Annotated in this window: 18 protein-coding genes and 3 tRNA genes; 6 read left to right on the plus strand and 15 right to left on the minus strand. The window is 67.4% G+C overall.

Annotated elements, in window-relative coordinates; all coding sequences use genetic code 11:
* Positions 1-39: 39 nt before the first annotated feature.
* The 4 genes from BM109_RS02215 to BM109_RS02230 all read right to left on the minus strand — a co-directional run bounded on the left by BM109_RS02215 (position 40) and on the right by BM109_RS02230 (position 2,005).
* Complete coding sequence (locus tag BM109_RS02215) at positions 40-780, minus strand: thioesterase II family protein (RefSeq protein WP_093340195.1); 741 nt, start codon at positions 778-780, stop codon at positions 40-42.
* A 4-nt stretch (positions 781-784) separates the two neighbouring features.
* Positions 785-1,024, minus strand: a complete 240-nt coding sequence (locus BM109_RS02220; protein ID WP_093340196.1) for an MbtH family protein — start codon at positions 1,022-1,024, stop codon at positions 785-787.
* A 188-nt stretch (positions 1,025-1,212) separates the two neighbouring features.
* Positions 1,213-1,446 carry a FecR/PupR family sigma factor regulator gene (locus BM109_RS02225; RefSeq protein WP_093340198.1) on the minus strand — a complete coding sequence of 78 codons (234 nt, stop codon included), beginning with the start codon at positions 1,444-1,446 and terminating at the stop codon, positions 1,213-1,215.
* Positions 1,447-1,480: 34 nt separating this feature from the next.
* Entirely contained in the window at positions 1,481-2,005 is a 525-nt protein-coding gene (locus BM109_RS02230) for a sigma-70 family RNA polymerase sigma factor (RefSeq protein WP_093340199.1), read from the minus strand.
* A 218-nt stretch (positions 2,006-2,223) separates the two neighbouring features.
* Here BM109_RS02230 and BM109_RS02235 point away from each other — a divergent pair, with 218 nt between their 5' ends.
* Positions 2,224-3,060: a plasmid replication/partition related protein gene (locus tag BM109_RS02235; RefSeq protein WP_093340201.1), complete on the plus strand. Its 837-nt coding sequence runs from the start codon at positions 2,224-2,226 to the stop codon at positions 3,058-3,060.
* A 22-nt stretch (positions 3,061-3,082) separates the two neighbouring features.
* Here the strand turns inward: BM109_RS02235 and BM109_RS02240 are convergent, their stop codons facing one another.
* A complete protein-coding gene (locus tag BM109_RS02240) occupies positions 3,083-3,667 on the minus strand; it encodes a BPSL1445 family SYLF domain-containing lipoprotein (protein ID WP_093340203.1) in 585 nt (194 codons plus the stop codon).
* 116 nt (positions 3,668-3,783) lie between these two features.
* Complete coding sequence (locus tag BM109_RS02245; protein ID WP_093340204.1) at positions 3,784-4,545, minus strand: SDR family oxidoreductase; 762 nt, start codon at positions 4,543-4,545, stop codon at positions 3,784-3,786.
* A gap of 99 nt (positions 4,546-4,644) precedes the next feature.
* On the opposite strand from BM109_RS02245, the gene BM109_RS02250 reads away from it, so the two are divergent.
* Entirely contained in the window at positions 4,645-5,541 is an 897-nt protein-coding gene (locus tag BM109_RS02250; protein ID WP_177239220.1) for an AraC family transcriptional regulator, read from the plus strand.
* A gap of 904 nt (positions 5,542-6,445) precedes the next feature.
* Here BM109_RS02250 and BM109_RS02255 read toward each other — a convergent pair.
* From BM109_RS02255 to folC, 9 genes are all read right to left on the minus strand, one after another.
* Positions 6,446-6,522 (minus strand) — tRNA-Asp (locus BM109_RS02255).
* Between the two features lie 69 nt (positions 6,523-6,591).
* Positions 6,592-6,667 (minus strand) — tRNA-Glu (locus BM109_RS02260).
* Positions 6,668-6,722: 55 nt separating this feature from the next.
* Positions 6,723-6,798, minus strand: a tRNA-Ala gene (locus tag BM109_RS02265).
* Positions 6,799-6,870: 72 nt separating this feature from the next.
* Positions 6,871-8,262 carry a glutamate--tRNA ligase gene (gene gltX / locus BM109_RS02270; RefSeq protein WP_093340208.1) on the minus strand — a complete coding sequence of 464 codons (1,392 nt, stop codon included), beginning with the start codon at positions 8,260-8,262 and terminating at the stop codon, positions 6,871-6,873.
* An 11-nt stretch (positions 8,263-8,273) separates the two neighbouring features.
* A complete protein-coding gene (locus BM109_RS02275) occupies positions 8,274-9,491 on the minus strand; it encodes an O-succinylhomoserine sulfhydrylase (RefSeq protein ID WP_093340209.1) in 1,218 nt (405 codons plus the stop codon).
* Positions 9,492-9,535: 44 nt separating this feature from the next.
* Entirely contained in the window at positions 9,536-11,035 is a 1,500-nt protein-coding gene (purF, locus tag BM109_RS02280; protein WP_093340211.1) for an amidophosphoribosyltransferase, read from the minus strand.
* Positions 11,036-11,047: 12 nt separating this feature from the next.
* Positions 11,048-11,533 carry a CvpA family protein gene (locus tag BM109_RS02285; protein WP_093340212.1) on the minus strand — a complete coding sequence of 162 codons (486 nt, stop codon included), beginning with the start codon at positions 11,531-11,533 and terminating at the stop codon, positions 11,048-11,050.
* 22 nt (positions 11,534-11,555) lie between these two features.
* The gene (locus BM109_RS02290; RefSeq protein WP_093340214.1) at positions 11,556-12,458 is read right to left on the minus strand and encodes an SPOR domain-containing protein; all 903 of its coding nucleotides are present in this window, start codon (positions 12,456-12,458) and stop codon (positions 11,556-11,558) included.
* A gap of 93 nt (positions 12,459-12,551) precedes the next feature.
* Positions 12,552-13,850 (minus strand): bifunctional tetrahydrofolate synthase/dihydrofolate synthase, encoded by a 1,299-nt coding sequence (folC, locus tag BM109_RS02295; RefSeq protein WP_093340215.1) that lies wholly within the window; start codon positions 13,848-13,850, stop codon positions 12,552-12,554.
* 35 nt (positions 13,851-13,885) lie between these two features.
* Between folC and BM109_RS02300 the strand changes: the two genes are divergently transcribed.
* The 4 genes from BM109_RS02300 (at position 13,886) to argG (ending at position 16,858) form a co-directional block, all read left to right on the plus strand.
* Complete coding sequence (locus tag BM109_RS02300; RefSeq protein WP_177239221.1) at positions 13,886-14,257, plus strand: ArsC family reductase; 372 nt, start codon at positions 13,886-13,888, stop codon at positions 14,255-14,257.
* Between the two features lie 133 nt (positions 14,258-14,390).
* Positions 14,391-15,038: a hypothetical protein gene (locus BM109_RS02305; RefSeq protein WP_093340217.1), complete on the plus strand. Its 648-nt coding sequence runs from the start codon at positions 14,391-14,393 to the stop codon at positions 15,036-15,038.
* 129 nt (positions 15,039-15,167) lie between these two features.
* Positions 15,168-15,491, plus strand: coding sequence for a pyrimidine/purine nucleoside phosphorylase (locus tag BM109_RS02310; protein WP_093340218.1), 324 nt, complete (start codon positions 15,168-15,170; stop codon positions 15,489-15,491).
* 20 nt (positions 15,492-15,511) lie between these two features.
* Positions 15,512-16,858 carry an argininosuccinate synthase gene (gene argG, locus BM109_RS02315; protein ID WP_093340219.1) on the plus strand — a complete coding sequence of 449 codons (1,347 nt, stop codon included), beginning with the start codon at positions 15,512-15,514 and terminating at the stop codon, positions 16,856-16,858.
* The last annotated feature ends 42 nt before the right edge of the window (positions 16,859-16,900 follow it).

A 16,900-nucleotide genomic window follows, 5' to 3' on the forward strand; every position in this document is an offset into this window, starting at 1 on the left:
GGCGAAGCCGGCTCGGCCACGAGACCCGGCGATGACGGCTCAGGCGATGGCGGGCAGCACATCGGCCTCCCCCGCCACGGATTGGGGCAGGCGCCGCACCAGGGCGGCGAGCACCTGGGCCTCGTGCTGCCGGATGAAGAAGTGGCCGCCCTCGAACCAGTCGAGCGAGAAGCCGGCATCCAGGGTCTCCGCGGACCAGGCCTCCACGCGCCAGGGCTGGATGTCGTCGTCGCGGCCCGCGAACACATGCAGCGGAAGAGGCAGCGGCGCGGCGCGGCGATGCACGAAGCCCTCGCAGACGCGGTAATCGGCCGCCAGCGTGTCGAGCGTCATGCGCAGCAGTTCGGGACTGGCGAACAGCTCCTCGGGCGTTCCGCCCTGCTTGCGCATGTCGGCGATCAGCGCCTCGTCGTCATCCATGTCGACGAAGCGATCGGGATCGCGCTGCGAAGGCGCGGCGCTGCCCGAGACGAGCAGGGCCCGCGGCAGGGGCCGACCCGTCGCGCGAAGACGCTGCGCGATGCCCCACGCCAGCAAGGCACCCATGCTGTGGCCGAAGAGCGCGAAGTTGCCGCGCAGCGCGACCTCGTGCTCGCCGCACAGCAGCGAGACCAGTGCATCGAAGTCCTCGACGAAGTCCTCGCCCAGGCGGCTGCCCCGGCCCGGCAATTCCAGCGGCACGACCTCGATCCAGCGCGGCAGCAAGCGCCGCCAGCGCAGGTACATGGTGGCACTGGCACCCGCGCAGGGCAGGCACAGCAGGGAGAGAGGCGCCGGCATGCGTTCAGGCGGAGGCCGGGGCGCCTTCCTGCTGCGCCATCCAGTCGCGCAGCGACTTGGGACGCATGTCGGTCCAGGTCTTCTCGACGTACGCGAGCACCGTCTTCTTGTCGCCCTGGACGCCGTCGACGGCCTTCCAGCCGCCGGGCACGGCCTTCCATTGGGGCCAGATCGAGAATTGCTCTTCGTGGTTGACGAGCACGATGAAGGTCTCGTCCTCACGGTCGAAGCAGCTGGTAGACATGTGCGGTCCTCTTGGGATGGTGGAGTTCGACGAACGGCAGGCGTCAGGCGCCCGTCCTTGCGATACATGACGGCGCGGGCGGGCGGCTGTTTAGTCGCCGAGGCATTAGCGATCGGCGGGAGGCGGGCATGGCTGCGCCGCCGCGCAATGCGGCACGAGTCGGGAGATGCGGGGGTCAGTGGCCGCGGCTAGCGGCCTGCGATGTCGCCCGGCGACGGGACATCGTTGGCGGGCGGAACGAGGCCCACGAGCAGCCAGAGGCGGGCCGCTTCGCCATGGGTCTTGCGATGCACGGGATCCGCGGCCAGCCAGCGCGCGAATTCGTCGCGCGCCGCATCGTCGAGGCCGCCACGCTCGTGCTGGCGGCGCACCCAGGTCCAGGCCGCCTGCCAGACCGGGTCGTGCTCCTTGTCCTTTGCCATCGGCCGATCGTAATCGCCGACGCGCCAGCCGGCATCAGTTGCCCTGCACCAGGTAGCGGCAGCTTTCGAGGGCGGCGTCGGCGTCCTTGATCATGAAATTGACCAGCGTGGCGGAACAGCCGAGCCGCGCGGCGATCTCGCGCTGGGTCATGCCGCTCAGGCGGTTGAGCTCGAACGCCAGCCGCGTGCGCGCGGGCAGCGCACCGAGCACGCGATCGATCACCGCGAGCGCCTGGCGCCCATCGAGCACGCGTTCGGGCGCATCGTTGCTCGGCGGGCTGACGAGCTCGACGTCCTCGCAGTAGGTGCGATAGCTGGCCTCGACCGACTGGTGGCGGTGATAGTCGAAAGCCACGTTGCGCACCACCTGGCAGCAATAGCCCAGCGGCTTGCGCACATCGCGCACGGCGGCGCCGTCGGCGAGCTTGAGATAAGCGTCCTGCAACACTTCGTCGGCAAGATCCGCGGTGCGCACGATCTTCTGTGCGACGCGCTGGAGCTGGGCACGGTTTGCGATGAAAACCTCCCCCAGCGTGGGTTCGGATGAGTGCATCAACATGTCCACGGAGACTCCTGGTGTACGGATGTATTCAGTTCGGCTGAATGCAAATGAGAACTATTACTACCTTTGGATAAAGGAAAGCCGCCCGCGCGGTCGATCCTTTCCTGTTTCTTACCCCTTAGACGTTTGAACGGCCAAAACCGAGACAGGCCGACGCCATCCAGGACGAGCCGGCCGCACCACTAGAATTTCGCCCCTGCCCTCACCCCGTCTCCATGAACATCGTCGTCAACGAAGAACTCAAAGCCTATATCGATCCCCTCACGCCCGAGGAGCACGAAGCCCTCGAGCGCAGCATCCTGACCGAAGGCTGCCGCGATGCGCTGGTGCTGTGGGGCGACGTTCTCGTCGACGGCCACAACCGCTATGCGATCTGCCAGAGGCACGGCCTGCCGTTCCAGACCGTGCAGAACACGCGCTTCCAGTCGATCGAGGACGTGCACCTGTGGATGATCGACCAGCACCTGGGCCGGCGCAGCATCTCGGACTTCGTGCGCGGCGTGCTCGCGCTGCGCAAGAAGGACATCGTGACGGAGCGGCGCGCGCGCACGGCGAGCGTATCGTCCGCCACCACGGATGCCGACACGCCCACGAGCTCGGCCGCGAGCAGCGACGATGCGAGCGTGCCGCCGCCCGCGCCGCTCAACAGCCGCGAGGCCATCGCCAAGGCCGCGCGCATCAGCAGCACCCAGGTCCAGATGATCGAGAAGATCCAGAAGCAGGCCGCGCCCGAAGTGGTGGCCGCGGTGAAGTCCGGCACCATCTCGATCAACGCCGCCGCTGCCGTGGCGAGCCTGCCCGCCGAGGAGCAGGTGGCGGCCGCGAATGCGGGCAAGGACGAACTGAAGCTCGCGGCCAAGCGTGCGCGCGAAGCGAAGCGCAAGCCGCGCGAGGACGAAGCCGAAGCCTCGTCCGACAGTGAATCGCCTTTCGAGGCGCCCGATTCCGAGCAGGTTCAGGCGCTGAAGCAGCGCGTGGCGACGCTCGAAACCGAGAACAAGGCGCTGCGCGAGCAGATCGCCACGCTGCAGCTGCAATTGGCCGCCGCCTGAGCGCGCGGCGGCCGGCTTCGCGTCAGAGCGCGATCTCGGTCACCTTCGCGCCCTGCACCGAGACGCCGGCCTCGAGCCCCACGTTCGTCAGCACGAAGCCCACCACGGGCTGACGGATCGTGTTGGTGTCGATGCTGCCGTTGGCACCGATGGTCGCGACGGCCACCGTGGCATCGGCGCCGGCCGTCCATCCCTTGCTGCTGCGGAACTTGTCGAGCGCGGCCTGCGTGGTGAACAGGTAGATCACGGCTTTCGACTGCGCGCCCGCCTGGAAGCCGATCGACCCCGAGGTGGTGCTGTAGTAGGACTGAGTGCGGCCGTTCACGCGCAATGCGCCGCGGCCGTATTCCGCACCCACGCCCATGCTCGCGCCGACCACCGCCGGGAACACCAGCACGCCGCTCGACTTGGCAACGAGTTCGCGCGAACCGCGCACCGAGTCGTAGAGCTTGGACAGCGAGGCATCGACCTGCGCATCGATCGACGCACGCGAGGACGAACTGCTGGCCTGGTTGTCGGGACGCGTGGTCGTGCAACCGACGAAGGCGATGCTGCTCGCAGCCACTGCACAGACGACAGCCACCGTACGAAGCGAAGAGATGGGCATGGCGAACTCCTTTGCTGAAAACATGACGCAAACCGCGCCCGCGACGATGCGGGCCTGGCCATGCTACGGCGCGCACATCGCCCCATCGCGCGCTGTGGAAGACCGCCTACGCCAACTCAAGCCGATGCAGAAGGCGCGCTCGAACGGGCCAGCGCCACCGCGTCGGCACCTGCCGGAAAGCGCAGTTGCCCCGACTCGTCGTGCGCGGCACGCCACACGGTCTCGGCCACGTCGGATGCCGTGGTCACTGCCGAGATGCCCGCGAAGGACGCGAAGACCTGCTGCGCATAAGCCCCGTAGACGGGCGGGATCAAGCCTGCCATGCGCGACTGGCCGTTGCTCGTGAAGTTCGTGCTCGGTGCATAGCCGGGCTGGACCAGCTTCACGCGCACGTCGAAGGCCGCGAGCTCGTGCGCGAGCGAGCCCGTGAATCCTTCGATGGCCGTCTTGCTGGCCGTGTAGACCGCGACCAGCGGCATCGGCGCCAACGTGGCGCTCGAGGTCACATTCACCACCACGCCGGCGCGGCGCGCGCGGAACTGCGGCAGCACCGCCTGCGTCATCGCCATCACGCCGAAGGTATTGGTCTCGAAGACTTCGCGCGTGGTGCTCATCGGCGTCGCCTCGAAGGCACCGAGCAGTCCGATGCCTGCGTTGTTGACGAGCACGTCGATGGGTCCGCTCGCCTCGAGCGCGGCGGCGATGCTGTGCGGATTCGTGACGTCGAGGGCCACGATGCGCAGCCGCTCGTCGCGCGGCAGCAGGTCTTCGCGCGGCGTGCGCATGGTGGCGATCACGCGCCAGCCCTGCGACAGGAAATGGCGTGCGGTCTCGAGGCCGTAGCCGGACGAACAGCCGGTGATGAGGACGGTTGTCATGGGTGCTTGCTGAGTGGTTGACATGGGAGCGAACGATATCCAGAGAAAACCGGACCATCTACAATGAAAAGTCCACGATTCATTTGTGAGCGTCCAGCCATGAACGATCCGCTCTCCGAGGTCATCGCGTTGCTCAATCCGCGCGCCGTGTTCTCGAAGGGCATCAGCGGCGCCGGCCGGTGGGCCGTCCGCTATTCCGATTTCGGCCAGCCCAGCTTCTGCGCGGTGATCAGCGGAAGTTGCCGCCTCGCGGTCGAGGGCGAGGAAGCCATCGCTCTCGAAGCGGGCGACTTCGTGCTCATGCCGGCAACGCCGGGCTTCACGCTGTCGAGCTTCGAAGCGGCCGCGCCCGTTCACATCGATCCCAAGCTCGCGCCCGCACCCGAAGGCGAGGTGCGCCACGGCACGCGCGACGGCCCGCCCGACGTGCGCCTGCTCGGCGGCTACTTCGTGTTCGATTCGCCCGATGCGGCCTTGCTGGTCTCGCTGCTGCCGACGCTGGTACACGTGCGCGGCGTCGATCGGCTTTCGGTGCTGGTGCGGCTGGTCGGCGAGGAATCGAGCGAGGAACGCTCCGGGCGCGAGCTCGTGCTCACGCGCCTGGTGGAAGTGCTGCTCGTCGAGGCACTGCGTTCGTCGTCCGGCGAGGATGCGCCCCCCGGCCTGCTGCGCGGACTGGCCGACGCGCGCCTCGCGCTCGCGATGCGCCAACTGCACGCGGATCCCGCGCGGCCCTGGACCGTGACCCAGCTCGCACAGAAGGCCGCGCTATCGCGCTCGGCTTTTTTCGATCGCTTCACGCGCGCGGTCGGCCTGCCGCCGATGGAATATCTGCTGGCCTGGCGCATGGCGCTCGCGAAGAACCTGCTCAAGCAGCACGACGTCGCGATCGCCGAGGTTGCCGAACGCGTGGGCTACAGCTCGGCGAGCACCTTCAGCACTGCATTCAGCAGGCATGTGGGACTGCCTCCGGGACGCTACGCACGACGTGCGTGACCCTTGCTCGCGGACCGCATGCACGGGCCTGCTACAATGCGCCTTCGCTCGGAACGTCCGAGCGTTGCCTGGCCAGGCAAGCTGAATCTCACACCAGCGCGTCGAAGTCACTACGACGAGAAAAACAACAATGACTTCCGCAAGGGAATCTTTGCCGTAGCGTGGACCGCGTAAGAGTTCACGACCATATTTTCAAAGCCCGCCTTGTGCGGGCTTTGTTCGTTTGGGGGCGTCGCGCAGTCGTGGCGAGAGCAACTGAGCCCTGGGCGTTGCGAGAACGTGGCGCCGCTGCTGCAGCCCGGAGCAACGGAGCCCGCCAATTGGCCCGCGTGTTCCTGGAGCCCGCACGAACCTTGAACTAGCTGTGGGTCACCTCACAACTCCCCACGGAAAACGGTGAAATTTGTCACGATTACAAGCAAATAATGAGTGCAACTTTCGCACTAATTGTTTGGCTATGTCCGTTTTTCAGGCCTGTGATTGCACCGTCGACCATCTCTACCGCGTAGAGCGCCGACCATGGATGCGACTTCTCCCTTGGCTGCGGCTGTACCAATGCGCGAACTGCAAGAAGCTGCAGTTGCACGCCGAGGACGACGTCACTCGAGCCAAAGTCGAGTTCGCGTCCCGATCGCTCAAGAACTCCCACCGCCGTCCCAAGCCAGGGTGAGGACGAGTCGCGATCGAAGACAGCGACTACCGCACCGTCAGCGCGTCACCGGCTCGCTCGCAGGTGGTACCGGCAATGCGGGCGGCGTCAGCGACGCGCCCCAGCTCGACAAGAGCCGCTCCACTCCCGCCGGTGCCAAGTCGACGATGCCAACCAAATCCATGGAGGGTTCGGCTCGGATCTCCAAAAAGACAAACGGGCTACGCGATTGCTCGCGTAGCCCGTTGCTTTATGTGGCGGAGTGGACGGGACTCGAACCCGCGACCCCCGGCGTGACAGGCCGGTATTCTAACCAACTGAACTACCACTCCTGGTAGACAACGTTCACTCCTTGCGGAGCCGAGTGTTGACGACTCGTGCCTGCTTCACTTGCATGAAACTGGCGACCCTACGGGGATTCGAACCCCGGTAGCCACCGTGAAAGGGTGGTGTCCTAGGCCTCTAGACGATAGGGTCAAAACCTTAGGAACCGTGCTGCGATCAGCACTTCTTCTCTTCTCGACACTTTTGATGGTGGAGGTAAACGGGATCGAACCGATGACCTCTTGCATGCCATGCAAGCGCTCTCCCAGCTGAGCTATACCCCCTCTTTGACATTCCAGTGCTTCTTTTCAGAATCACCTTGTGTCGGTGTCGAGCCTCAAATTATAGACCGGTTTTTAGGCCACTTTCAAACGCTCGATGATTTTTTCTTTAGAAAAAATCGCGAGGACCGCATCGAGCGATGGCGTCTGCGGCGTTCCCATCACGAGAACACGCACCGGCATCGCCAGAGCAGGCATCTTGAGCGAATGCGCAGCCAGGGTTTCCTTGATGGCCGCGGCGATCGTCGCCTTGTCCCACGTCGGAAGGGTGGAGAGTTTATCCGCAAGCGTGGCCACCGCTGGCTTCACGGCATCGGTGATGTGCTGCGCACGATCCGCGTCGCTCGCGTGGACGTCTGCATAGAAGGCCGCGGCCCAATCGGCCAGCGCGACCGTGGTCTCGCAGCGGTCCTTGAACAGCGCGCAGATCGCGGCGAGCCGATCGTCGGCCTCGATGCCGCGCTTCTTCAGTTGCGCGGCCACCAGCGGCGCGAGCGCGTCATCGGGCTTGGCCTTGATGTACTGCGCGTTGACCCACGCGAGCTTGGCCGCGTCCCATTGCGCGGGGCTCTTCGACAGGTGCGAACCATCGAACCAGCTCACCATCTGCTCGCGCGTGAACAGCTCGTCGTCGCCGTGGCTCCAGCCGAGACGCGCGAGGTAATTGAGCATCGCCTCGGGCAGGTAGCCGTTGTCTTCGTAGGCGGTCACGCTCACGGCGCCGCGGCGCTTCGAGAGCTTCTGGCCGTCGTCGCCGAGGATCACGGGCACATGGCCGAACTGCGGCAGCGGCGCGCCGAGCGCGTGGAAGATGTTGATCTGCCACGGCGTGTTGTTGATGTGCTCGTCGCCGCGGAACACGTGCGTGATGTTCATGTCCCAGTCGTCGACCACCACGGCGAAGTTGTAGGTGGGCACACCATCGGGCCGCAGGATGATCAGGTCGTCGATCTCGCGGTTGTTGATGGTGATCTCGCCCTTGACGAGGTCGTTCCAGGTCACGTCGCCTTCGGGCGGATTGCAGAAGCGCACCACCGGCGGCACGCCCTCGGGCACGGGCGGCAGCACCTTGCCGGGCTCGGGGCGCCAGCGACGGTCGTACAGGGTCTTCTCGCCGCGCGCCTTCTGCGCTTCGCGCATCTCGTCGAGCTCGGCGGGCGTGGCGTAGCAGTGGTAGGCCGTGCCGGCTTCGAGCATCTGCGCGATCACGGCGCGATAGCGCTCGAGGCGCTGCATCTGGTAGATCGGACCTTCGTCGTAGTCGAGGCCGAGCCAGTGCATCGACGCCAGGATCTGGTCGGTCGAATCCTGCGTGGAGCGCGCGACATCGGTGTCCTCGATGCGCAGCACGAACTCGCCGCCATGGTGGCGCGCATAGGCCCACGAATAGAGCGCGGTGCGCGCGGTGCCCAGGTGCAGGAAGCCGGTGGGAGACGGAGCGATGCGGGTGCGGACTTTGCCGGTCATGGAGGCGGGATTCAGAAATTCAGGGTGGAAAGGCCGCGCGACAGGTCGGCCTTGATGTCGTCGACGTGCTCGAGGCCGACCGCGAGGCGGATCAGGCCCTGGCCGATGCCGGCCGCCTGGCGCTGGTCCTCGGACAGGCGTCCGTGCGAAGTGGTGGCCGGGTGCGAGATGATGGTCTTCACGTCGCCGAGGTTGGTGGCGATGCTCACGACCTCGGTGCTGTTGATGACGTGGAAGGCGTTGGCGCGCGCGGTCTCGGGATCTCCGCCCTTCACGATAAAGGACACGACCGCCCCGCCCTGCCCCGCCTGCTGGCGCATCGCCAGCTCATGCTGCGGATGCGAGGCGAGCCCCGGGTAGTACACGCGCTCGATGCCCGGCTGGGCCTCGAGCCATTGCGCAACGGCCAGCGCGTTCGCGCAGTGCGCCTGCATGCGCACGTTGAGCGTCTCGAGACCCTTGAGCACGACCCAGGCGTTGAACGGCGACAGCACCATGCCCGCGGTGCGCACCACCGGGCCGAACACGTCGACGATCAGCTTCGAGGGACCGCAGATCGCGCCCGCCATCACGCGGCCCTGGCCGTCGAGATGCTTGGTGCCCGAATGGATGATCAGGTCGGCGCCGAGCTCGGCGGGCCGCTGCAGCGCGGGCGAGCAGAAGCAGTTGTCGACCGCGAGCAGCGCGCCCGCCTCGTGCGCCACGTCGGCCAGCGCGCGGATGTCGCAGACCTCGGTCAGCGGATTGGTCGGCGTCTCGGCGAACAGCAGCCTGGTGGTGGGACGCACCGCGGCGCGCCACTCGGCCACGTCGGTCTGCGAGACGAAGGTGGTCTCGACACCGAACTTGCCGAACTCGCGCCCGATCAGGTTGATGGTCGAGCCGAACATCGAGCGCGAGCACACGACATGGTCGCCGGCCTTGAGCAGGCCCATGCACATCATGAGGATCGCACCCATGCCGCTGGAGGCGGCGATCGCGGCCTCGGTGCCTTCCATCGCGGCGAGCCGGCGCTCGAAGCTGCTGACGGTGGGGTTCGAGGTGCGCGCGTAGGTGAAGCCTTCCTCGGTGCCGGCGAAGCGGCGGGCCGAGGTCTCGGCGTCGGGCTGCACGAAGCCGCTGGTGAGGTAGAGCGCTTCGGAGTGCTCGCCATGCACGCTGCGTTCGAGCGCGGTGCGCAGGGCCAGCGTGTCGCGGTGCAGGCCGGGAGGCAGGGGTCGATCGGTCACGGAAACTTTCGGGCGCGAGGCCAACGAGGAATGTCGGAAGAAGATCAGCTCAGGTTGGGCAGCGCGAGGCGCGAGGAATCCTCTTCGGTCTCCTCGATGCGCGGGCGGTTGCCGTTCATGCGCGAGATGGCTTCGGTGTCGATGTCGCCGGTGACATAGACGCCGTCGAAGCACGAGGCATCGAAGCCGTCGAGCTTGCCGTTGAGCGAGCCGATGGCGCGCTTCATCGCGTCGACGTCCTGGTAGATCAGCGCATCGCAGCCGATCAGCTCGCGGATCTCTTCCACGGTGCGGTCGTGCGCCACCAGCTCGTCCTTGGTCGGCATGTCGATGCCGTAGACGTTGGGATAGCGCACCGGCGGCGCGGCGCTCGCGAGGTAGACCTTGCGCGCGCCGGCGTCGCGCGCCATCTGCACGATCTCGCGGCTGGTGGTGCCGCGCACGATCGAGTCGTCGACCAGCAGCACGTTGCGGCCCTTGAACTCGCTCGCGATCACGTTGAGCTTCTGGCGCACCGACTTCTTGCGCACGCCCTGGCCCGGCATGATGAAGGTACGGCCCACGTAGCGGTTCTTGACGAAGCCCTCGCGGTACGGAATGCCCAGCAGGTGCGCGAGTTGCGTCGCGCTCGGGCGGCTCGATTCGGGGATCGGGATGATCACGTCGATCTGGTTCGGCGGCACGGTCGAGACCACGCGCTTGGCCAGCGTCTCGCCGAGGTTCAGGCGTGCCTGGTAGACCGAGATGCCGTCGAGCACCGAGTCGGGACGCGCGAGATACACGAACTCGAAGATGCAGGGATTGAGCGTGGGCGCATCGGCGCACTGCATCGAATGGAGCTGGCCCTGCATGTCGACGAACACCGCCTCGCCGGGCAGCACGTTGCGTTCGAAGGTGTGGCCCGAGCCCTCGAGCGCCACCGATTCGCTGGCCACCATCACGGTGCCGTCGGCGCTGCGGCCGATGCACAACGGGCGGATGCCGTAGGGATCGCGGAAGGCCAGCAGGCCGTGGCCCGCGATCAGCGACACCACGGCGTACGAGCCGCGCAGGCGCTTGTGCATGCTGCGCACCGCGGCGAAGACCTCGGCCGGGTTCAGCGGCACGCCGTGCGAGGACTGCTCGAGCTCGTTGGCAAGCACGTTGAGCAGCACCTCGGAGTCGCTGTCGGTGTTGGTGTGGCGGTGGTCGGTCGAGAACAGCTCGGCGCGCAGCGCATGGGCGTTCGTCAGGTTGCCGTTGTGCACCAGCACGATGCCGAAGGGCGCGTTGACATAGAAGGGCTGCGCCTCTTCCTCGCTGTAGGCGTTGCCGGCGGTCGGATAGCGCACCTGGCCCAGGCCCACGCTGCCGGGCAACGCGCGCATGTTGCGGGTGCGGAACACGTCGCGCACCATGCCCTTGGCCTTGTGCATGAAGAACTTGCGTTCCTGCAGCGTGACGATGCCGGCGGCATCCTGGCCGCGGTGCTGCAGCAGCAGCAGCGCGTCATAGAGCAGCTGGTTGACGGGTGCGTTGCTGACAACGCCGACGATTCCACACATGAAGCGATCCTCTCAGGGCAGGTAGCTTGCCAATTTTTCGGGCAATGCAGGCTTCAGGCTCTGCAATGCCGCGTCGAGAACAACGGCGCTGCGCGATTCGTGCCACCAGGCACTGTCGCTCAACGCCAGCAAATGAACAACCACTGCCAACACCAGCAGCGCCACCGCGCCCCGGGCCGCGCCGAAGGCACCGCCCAGGATCCGGTCGACCGGACGCAATCCCACGGCGGCGATCAGCTTGCGCGTCAACGAGGCCATCAGGCCCACGCCGAACGCGACCGCCACGAACAGCAGCACGAAGGCCAGCGGATAGCGCCAGGACGCCTGCGGATCGCCGGCCGGCAACCAGGCCGCCACATCGGACGCGAACCACTGCGCCACCACGAACGCCACCACCCAGCCGATCAGCGAAATCACTTCGAACACCAGCCCGCGCACGAGGCCGAACAGCATCGACACCACGATGAGTGCGACGGCGATCCAGTCGAGCAAGGCCACGGCGACTACAGGCGGTGGCGACTTACAAGGTGAGGATCGCGGCCGACAAAGACAAGGCCTTCACCCGCTCGGCGGCCTTGTCGGCCTCGGCGCGCGAGCCGAAGGGACCGACACGCACACGCGTGCGTTCGCCGTCGGCCGTCTTCGCCACGTTCACATAGGTCTTGAGGCCGGCCTTCTCGAGCTTCTGCCGCACCTCGCGGGCCTTGTCGGCATCGGCGAAGGCGCCGACCTGCACCACGAAGCGGCCGTTGTCGTCGGACGCGGCGGCGGGCTTGGGCGTGGCCGGCGCGGCGGCGATCGGCTTGCCTTCGAGCAGCGCGCGGGCACGCGCGCCGTCGTCGACCGCGGCGGGCTTGGGCGCGGGCTTCGGTTCCGGCTTCGCCTCGGGCTTGGGTTCGGGCTTCGGCTTGGGCTCGGGTTTGGCTTCGGGCTTGTGTTCCGGCTTGGGCTCCGGTTTCGGCTCGGGCTTGGGTTCGGCCGGCTTGGCCGGCGCGGGAGCCGGCGCCTGCGCGCTGTTGACCGGCCGGCCCGAGGCATCGATCTCGGTGCCGTCGGCGGTCTCGGTGATGATGCCGCCGCTCGATGCGGCCGGGGGACGCGACGGCGTCGCGGCGGCCACGCGGGTGTCGCCGTTGTCGCTGCCGCTGGTGGCGGCCGGCGCGGGTGCCTGCGGCACCGGCAGCGGCTTGACCTTGTTGCGGTCGGGAATCTCGATCGGGATGTCGACCGACACCGGGCGCGGCTGGGTGTCGAACAGCAGCGGGAAACCGATCACGCCCAGCAGCACCAGCACCGCGGCGCCCAGCAGGCGGTGGCGGGCGCGACGGCGCATGGATTCGACACTTTCCGCCGGCACCGCAGCCGGTGCGCTGCGTCCTTCGTTGCCTTGTGGGCCGCGCGCGCGGAACTTGAAAAACGCCATGAAGTTCGGTCCCTGAAGGAGTGCTGCGAGTGATGCGGGAAGCTGCGGAATCCGGCGAGATCGACCTGCGAATCAGCCGCCGGGCGACAAGGTTTAGGACAGGTGTTTGGCTTGCAGCCGGGGGGTGCCATGCTCGAGCACGCCGCCCACGGTGAAGAACGATCCGAAGACCACGATTCTATCAGCGGGGTCCGCGCGCTCGATGGTCGCCTGGAGCGCCTGCATGGGGTCGGCGAAGACCTCGCCGGCGGCGTCCTTGCGCGTGTTCTGCGCTTGCCATGTCGCCAGCAGGTCGGCCGCCTTGGCGGCGCGCGCAGTCGGCAGGTCGGTGAAGTACCAGCGGTCGATCAGCGGCCCGATGCGCGCGAGGATCGGCGCCAGATCCTTGTCCGCCATCACGCCGAACACGGCATGGGTGGTCGGGTAGAAGCCCATCGCGTCGAGGTTCTCGGCCAGCGCGGCCACCGCGTGCGCGTTGTGCGCCACGTCGAGCACCAGCACCGGCTGGCCCGGCACGATCTGGAAGCGTCCCGGCAGCTCGACCATCGCGAGGCCGCTGCGGATCGCCTGTGCCGTCACCGGCAGCTGCTGGCGCAGCGATTCGAGCGCTGCCAGCACGCCGGCCGCATTCACCAACTGGTTGGCGCCGCGCAGCGCCGGATAGGCCAGCCCGCTGTAGCGTCGGCCGCGGCCGCTCCAGCCCCATTGCTGCTTGTCGCCCGACACGTTGAAGTCGCGCCCGAAGCGCCAGAGGTCGGCGCCGATGGCCTCGGCATGGTCGATCACGCTCTGCGGCGGCATCGGGTCGCTCACGATGGCCGGCTTGCCGGCGCGCAGGATGCCGGCCTTCTCGAAGCCGATGCTCTCGCGGTCGGGGCCGAGGAATTCCATGTGGTCGAGGTCAATGCTGGTGATCACCGAGCAGTCGGCGTCGATGATGTTGACCGCGTCGAGCCGGCCGCCCAGGCCGACCTCGAGGATCGCCACGTCGGGCGTCTCCTCGATCATGCAGCGCAGGATGCCGAGCGTCGTGAACTCGAAATAGGTCAGCGGCATGTCGCCCCGGGCCTTTTCCACGGCTTCGAAGTTTGCTATCAGTTTGGAAGCATCGACCGATTGGCCCGACAGGCGCAGCCGCTCCTCGAAGTGCACCAGGTGGGGCGAGGTGAAGACCGCCGTGCGATAGCCGGCGTGCATCAGGATCGACTCCAGCATGGCGCAGGTCGAACCCTTGCCGTTGGTGCCGGCCACCGTGATCACGGGGCAGCCGAAGCGCAGCGCCATGCGCTGGGCCATCTCGCGCGCGCGCTCGAGTCCGAGCTCGATGTTCTTGGGATGCAGTCGCTCGGCGCGCTCGAGCCAGTCGTTCAGGGTTTCCATGGAGGCCGGGATTGTCGCCCACCCGCCGCTCGCGCATCATCGGCGCCATGACAACCCCTTCGACCACTCTGTACGGCATTCCGAACTGCGACACCGTCAAGCGCGCCCGCGCCTGGCTAGCCGACCACGACATCGCCTACGGCTTCCACGATTTCAAGAAACAGGGCGTGCCCGAGGCCGAGCTCGACCGCTGGCTGGCCGCGCTGGGTTGGGAAACGCTGGTCAACCGCCGCGGCACCACCTGGCGCAAGCTCGACGACGCCACGCGCGAATCGGTGGTCGACGCCGCCTCGGCGCGCGCCGTGCTGCTCGCCAATCCCAGCCTGATCAAGCGGCCGGTGGTGGACTGGCACCAAAAGGCGCGCCAGGCCGACATCACGGCCGGTTTCGACGCCGAACAATGGGCCAGGACGCTGTAAGCGACTGTGAAAACCGTGCTGTGAACGCCGTGTAAATGCCGGAACCCGCCTGGCGGGCCGGCGTCGAACCCAGACCGGGCGCAGCCGCGCTCCCCTCGCAGCGCACCGCGTCCGATCCGCAGGAGTCTCCAACATGAATACCCAGACCATCCGTACCGTCCTCGGCCTCTCGCTGGCCGGCGTCCTCGCCGCCAGCGCGGGCATGGTCCATGCCCAGTCGGGCCAGACCGTGCAGGCGCGCGTGCTCTCGGCCACGCCGGTGCGCGACGGCGCCGGCACCAGCTACAACGTCACCTACGAGTACAACGGCCGCCGCTACACCACGCGCACCGACTACCAGCCGGGCGCCACCATCCCCGTCGAGGCCAACGCCTATGGCGTGACCACCGCGCCGGTGACGCCGCAGAACCAGCTCACGCCCTACCCGGTCGAAACCGACAACCGCGGCTATGCGCAGCAACCGCCGCCGCAGCAGCAAGGCCAGCAGTACGCCACGGGCTCGCCCTGGGACGACGTCGTGCCCGAGCCGGGCGTGGTGGTGTCGGGCACGCAGCCGGCCCCGGTCTATGCCCAGCCCGCCTACCCGGCCGCGGTCTATCCGGCGCCGGTCTACGTGCAGCCGGCCTATGCCTATCCGCAGCCCTACGTCTACCCGCCGGTCGGCATCTCGCTGAACCTCGGCTACTCGCGCGGCTGGGGCGGCGGCTACCGGGGCTACGGCGGTTACCGCGGCGGCTACGGCGGCTGGCGCGGCGGCGGCTACCACGGCTGGCACCGCTGAGGCGGCCGGCCGGCCAGGCGCCGCCGGCCAAGCCCCTAAAATCGAGGACTTCTCCAACCCCTGAGGGGTGCGCCGCCTGCGCGGTGCCGTCCTCGACCAGCCGAACGCCCCCGGCGCCGGCGCCATTCCATGACGATTACCGACACCCTGAACAGCGCCGCTGTGGCCACCAAGGCCAATGTCTACTTCGACGGCAAGTGCGTGAGCCACAGCCTCACGCTGGCCGACGGCACGAAGAAATCGGTCGGCGTGATCCTGCCGTCCACCCTGACCTTCAACACCGGCGCCCCCGAGATCATGGAAGGCACCGCCGGCAGTTGCGAATACCAGCTCGCGGGCACCACCGAGTGGATCGCCTCCGGCCCCGGCCAGAAGTTCGACGTTCCGGGCAACTCCAGCTTCCAGATCCGCGTGAGCGGCGAGCCCTACAGCTACATCTGCCACTTCGGCTGAACCGCACGGAGCCTCCCAGCATGTCGACCATCCTCCAAAACGTTCCCGCCGGCCAGAAGGTCGGCATCGCCTTCTCGGGCGGCCTCGATACCAGCGCGGCGCTGCACTGGATGCGCAACAAGGGCGCGATCCCCTACGCCTACACCGCCAACCTCGGCCAGCCCGACGAGCCCGACTACGACGAGATCCCGCGCAAGGCGATGCTCTACGGCGCCGAGAACGCCCGCCTGATCGACTGCCGCGCGCAGCTCGCCAACGAAGGCCTGGCCGCGCTGCAGGCCGGCGCCTTCCACGTCACGACGGCCGGCGTCACCTACTTCAACACCACGCCGCTGGGCCGCGCGGTCACCGGCACGATGCTGGTGTCGGCCATGAAGGAAGACGACGTCCACATCTGGGGCGACGGCAGCACCTACAAGGGCAACGACATCGAGCGCTTCTACCGCTACGGCCTGCTGACCAACCCGAGCCTGAAGATCTACAAGCCCTGGCTCGACCAGGTCTTCATCGACGAGCTCGGCGGCCGCGCCGAAATGTCGGCCTTCATGCAGCAGGCCGGCTTCGCCTACAAGATGTCGGCCGAGAAGGCCTACTCGACCGACTCCAACATGCTCGGCGCCACGCACGAAGCAAAGGACCTCGAGCACCTGAACAGCGGCATCCAGATCGTGCAGCCGATCATGGGCGTGGCCTTCTGGAAGGACGAGGTCGAGGTCAAGCGCGAAACCGTCTCGGTGCGCTTCGAGGAAGGCGTGCCGGTCGCGCTCAACGGCGTGAGCTACCCCAACCTGGTCGAGCTGATCCTCGAGGCCAACCGCATCGGCGGCCGCCACGGCCTGGGCATGAGCGACCAGATCGAGAACCGCATCATCGAGGCCAAGAGCCGCGGCATCTACGAGGCCCCCGGCCTCGCGCTGCTGTTCATCGCCTACGAGCGCCTGGTGACCGGCATCCACAACGAGGACACCATCGAGCAGTACCGCGACCACGGCCGCCGCCTGGGCCGCCTGCTCTACCAGGGCCGCTGGTTCGACCCGCAGGCCATCATGCTGCGCGAAACCGCCCAGCGCTGGGTGGCGCGCGCGATCACCGGCGAGGTCACGGTCGAGCTGCGCCGCGGCAACGACTACTCGATCCTCAACACCGAGTCGCCGAATCTCACCTACAAGCCCGAGCGCCTGAGCATGGAAAAGGTCGAGGGCGCGTTCACGCCGCTGGACCGCATCGGCCAGCTGACGATGCGCAACCTCGACATCGTCGACACGCGCGAGAAGCTCGGCATCTACACCAAGACCGGCCTGCTGGCCTCGAGCCAGGGCGCGGCGCTGCCGAAGCTCACGAACGACGACAGCGGCAAGGGCGAGTAAGCCTTTCCAAGCCCCAACGAAAAAGCAGGCCTCGCGCCTGCT

This window comes from Variovorax sp. PDC80, from assembly GCF_900115375.1.
GTDB lineage: Bacteria > Pseudomonadota > Gammaproteobacteria > Burkholderiales > Burkholderiaceae_C > Variovorax.

What these genes read in the sequence shown, in the direction of transcription:
- BM109_RS02215 (WP_093340195.1), bottom strand. Translation starts at nt 780, where the DNA reads ATGCCGGCGCCTCTCTCCCTGCTGTGCCTGCCCTGCGCGGGTGCCAGT.
- BM109_RS02220 (WP_093340196.1), bottom strand. Translation starts at nt 1,024, where the DNA reads ATGTCTACCAGCTGCTTCGACCGTGAGGACGAGACCTTCATCGTGCTC.
- BM109_RS02225 (WP_093340198.1), bottom strand. Translation starts at nt 1,446, where the DNA reads ATGGCAAAGGACAAGGAGCACGACCCGGTCTGGCAGGCGGCCTGGACC.
- BM109_RS02230 (WP_093340199.1), bottom strand. Translation starts at nt 2,005, where the DNA reads ATGTTGATGCACTCATCCGAACCCACGCTGGGGGAGGTTTTCATCGCA.
- BM109_RS02235 (WP_093340201.1), top strand. Translation starts at nt 2,224, where the DNA reads ATGAACATCGTCGTCAACGAAGAACTCAAAGCCTATATCGATCCCCTC.
- BM109_RS02240 (WP_093340203.1), bottom strand. Translation starts at nt 3,667, where the DNA reads ATGCCCATCTCTTCGCTTCGTACGGTGGCTGTCGTCTGTGCAGTGGCT.
- BM109_RS02245 (WP_093340204.1), bottom strand. Translation starts at nt 4,545, where the DNA reads ATGACAACCGTCCTCATCACCGGCTGTTCGTCCGGCTACGGCCTCGAG.
- BM109_RS02250 (WP_177239220.1), top strand. Translation starts at nt 4,645, where the DNA reads ATGAACGATCCGCTCTCCGAGGTCATCGCGTTGCTCAATCCGCGCGCC.
- gltX (WP_093340208.1), bottom strand. Translation starts at nt 8,262, where the DNA reads ATGACCGGCAAAGTCCGCACCCGCATCGCTCCGTCTCCCACCGGCTTC.
- purF (WP_093340211.1), bottom strand. Translation starts at nt 11,035, where the DNA reads ATGTGTGGAATCGTCGGCGTTGTCAGCAACGCACCCGTCAACCAGCTG.
- BM109_RS02290 (WP_093340214.1), bottom strand. Translation starts at nt 12,458, where the DNA reads ATGGCGTTTTTCAAGTTCCGCGCGCGCGGCCCACAAGGCAACGAAGGA.
- BM109_RS02300 (WP_177239221.1), top strand. Translation starts at nt 13,886, where the DNA reads ATGACAACCCCTTCGACCACTCTGTACGGCATTCCGAACTGCGACACC.
- BM109_RS02305 (WP_093340217.1), top strand. Translation starts at nt 14,391, where the DNA reads ATGAATACCCAGACCATCCGTACCGTCCTCGGCCTCTCGCTGGCCGGC.
- BM109_RS02310 (WP_093340218.1), top strand. Translation starts at nt 15,168, where the DNA reads ATGACGATTACCGACACCCTGAACAGCGCCGCTGTGGCCACCAAGGCC.
- argG (WP_093340219.1), top strand. Translation starts at nt 15,512, where the DNA reads ATGTCGACCATCCTCCAAAACGTTCCCGCCGGCCAGAAGGTCGGCATC.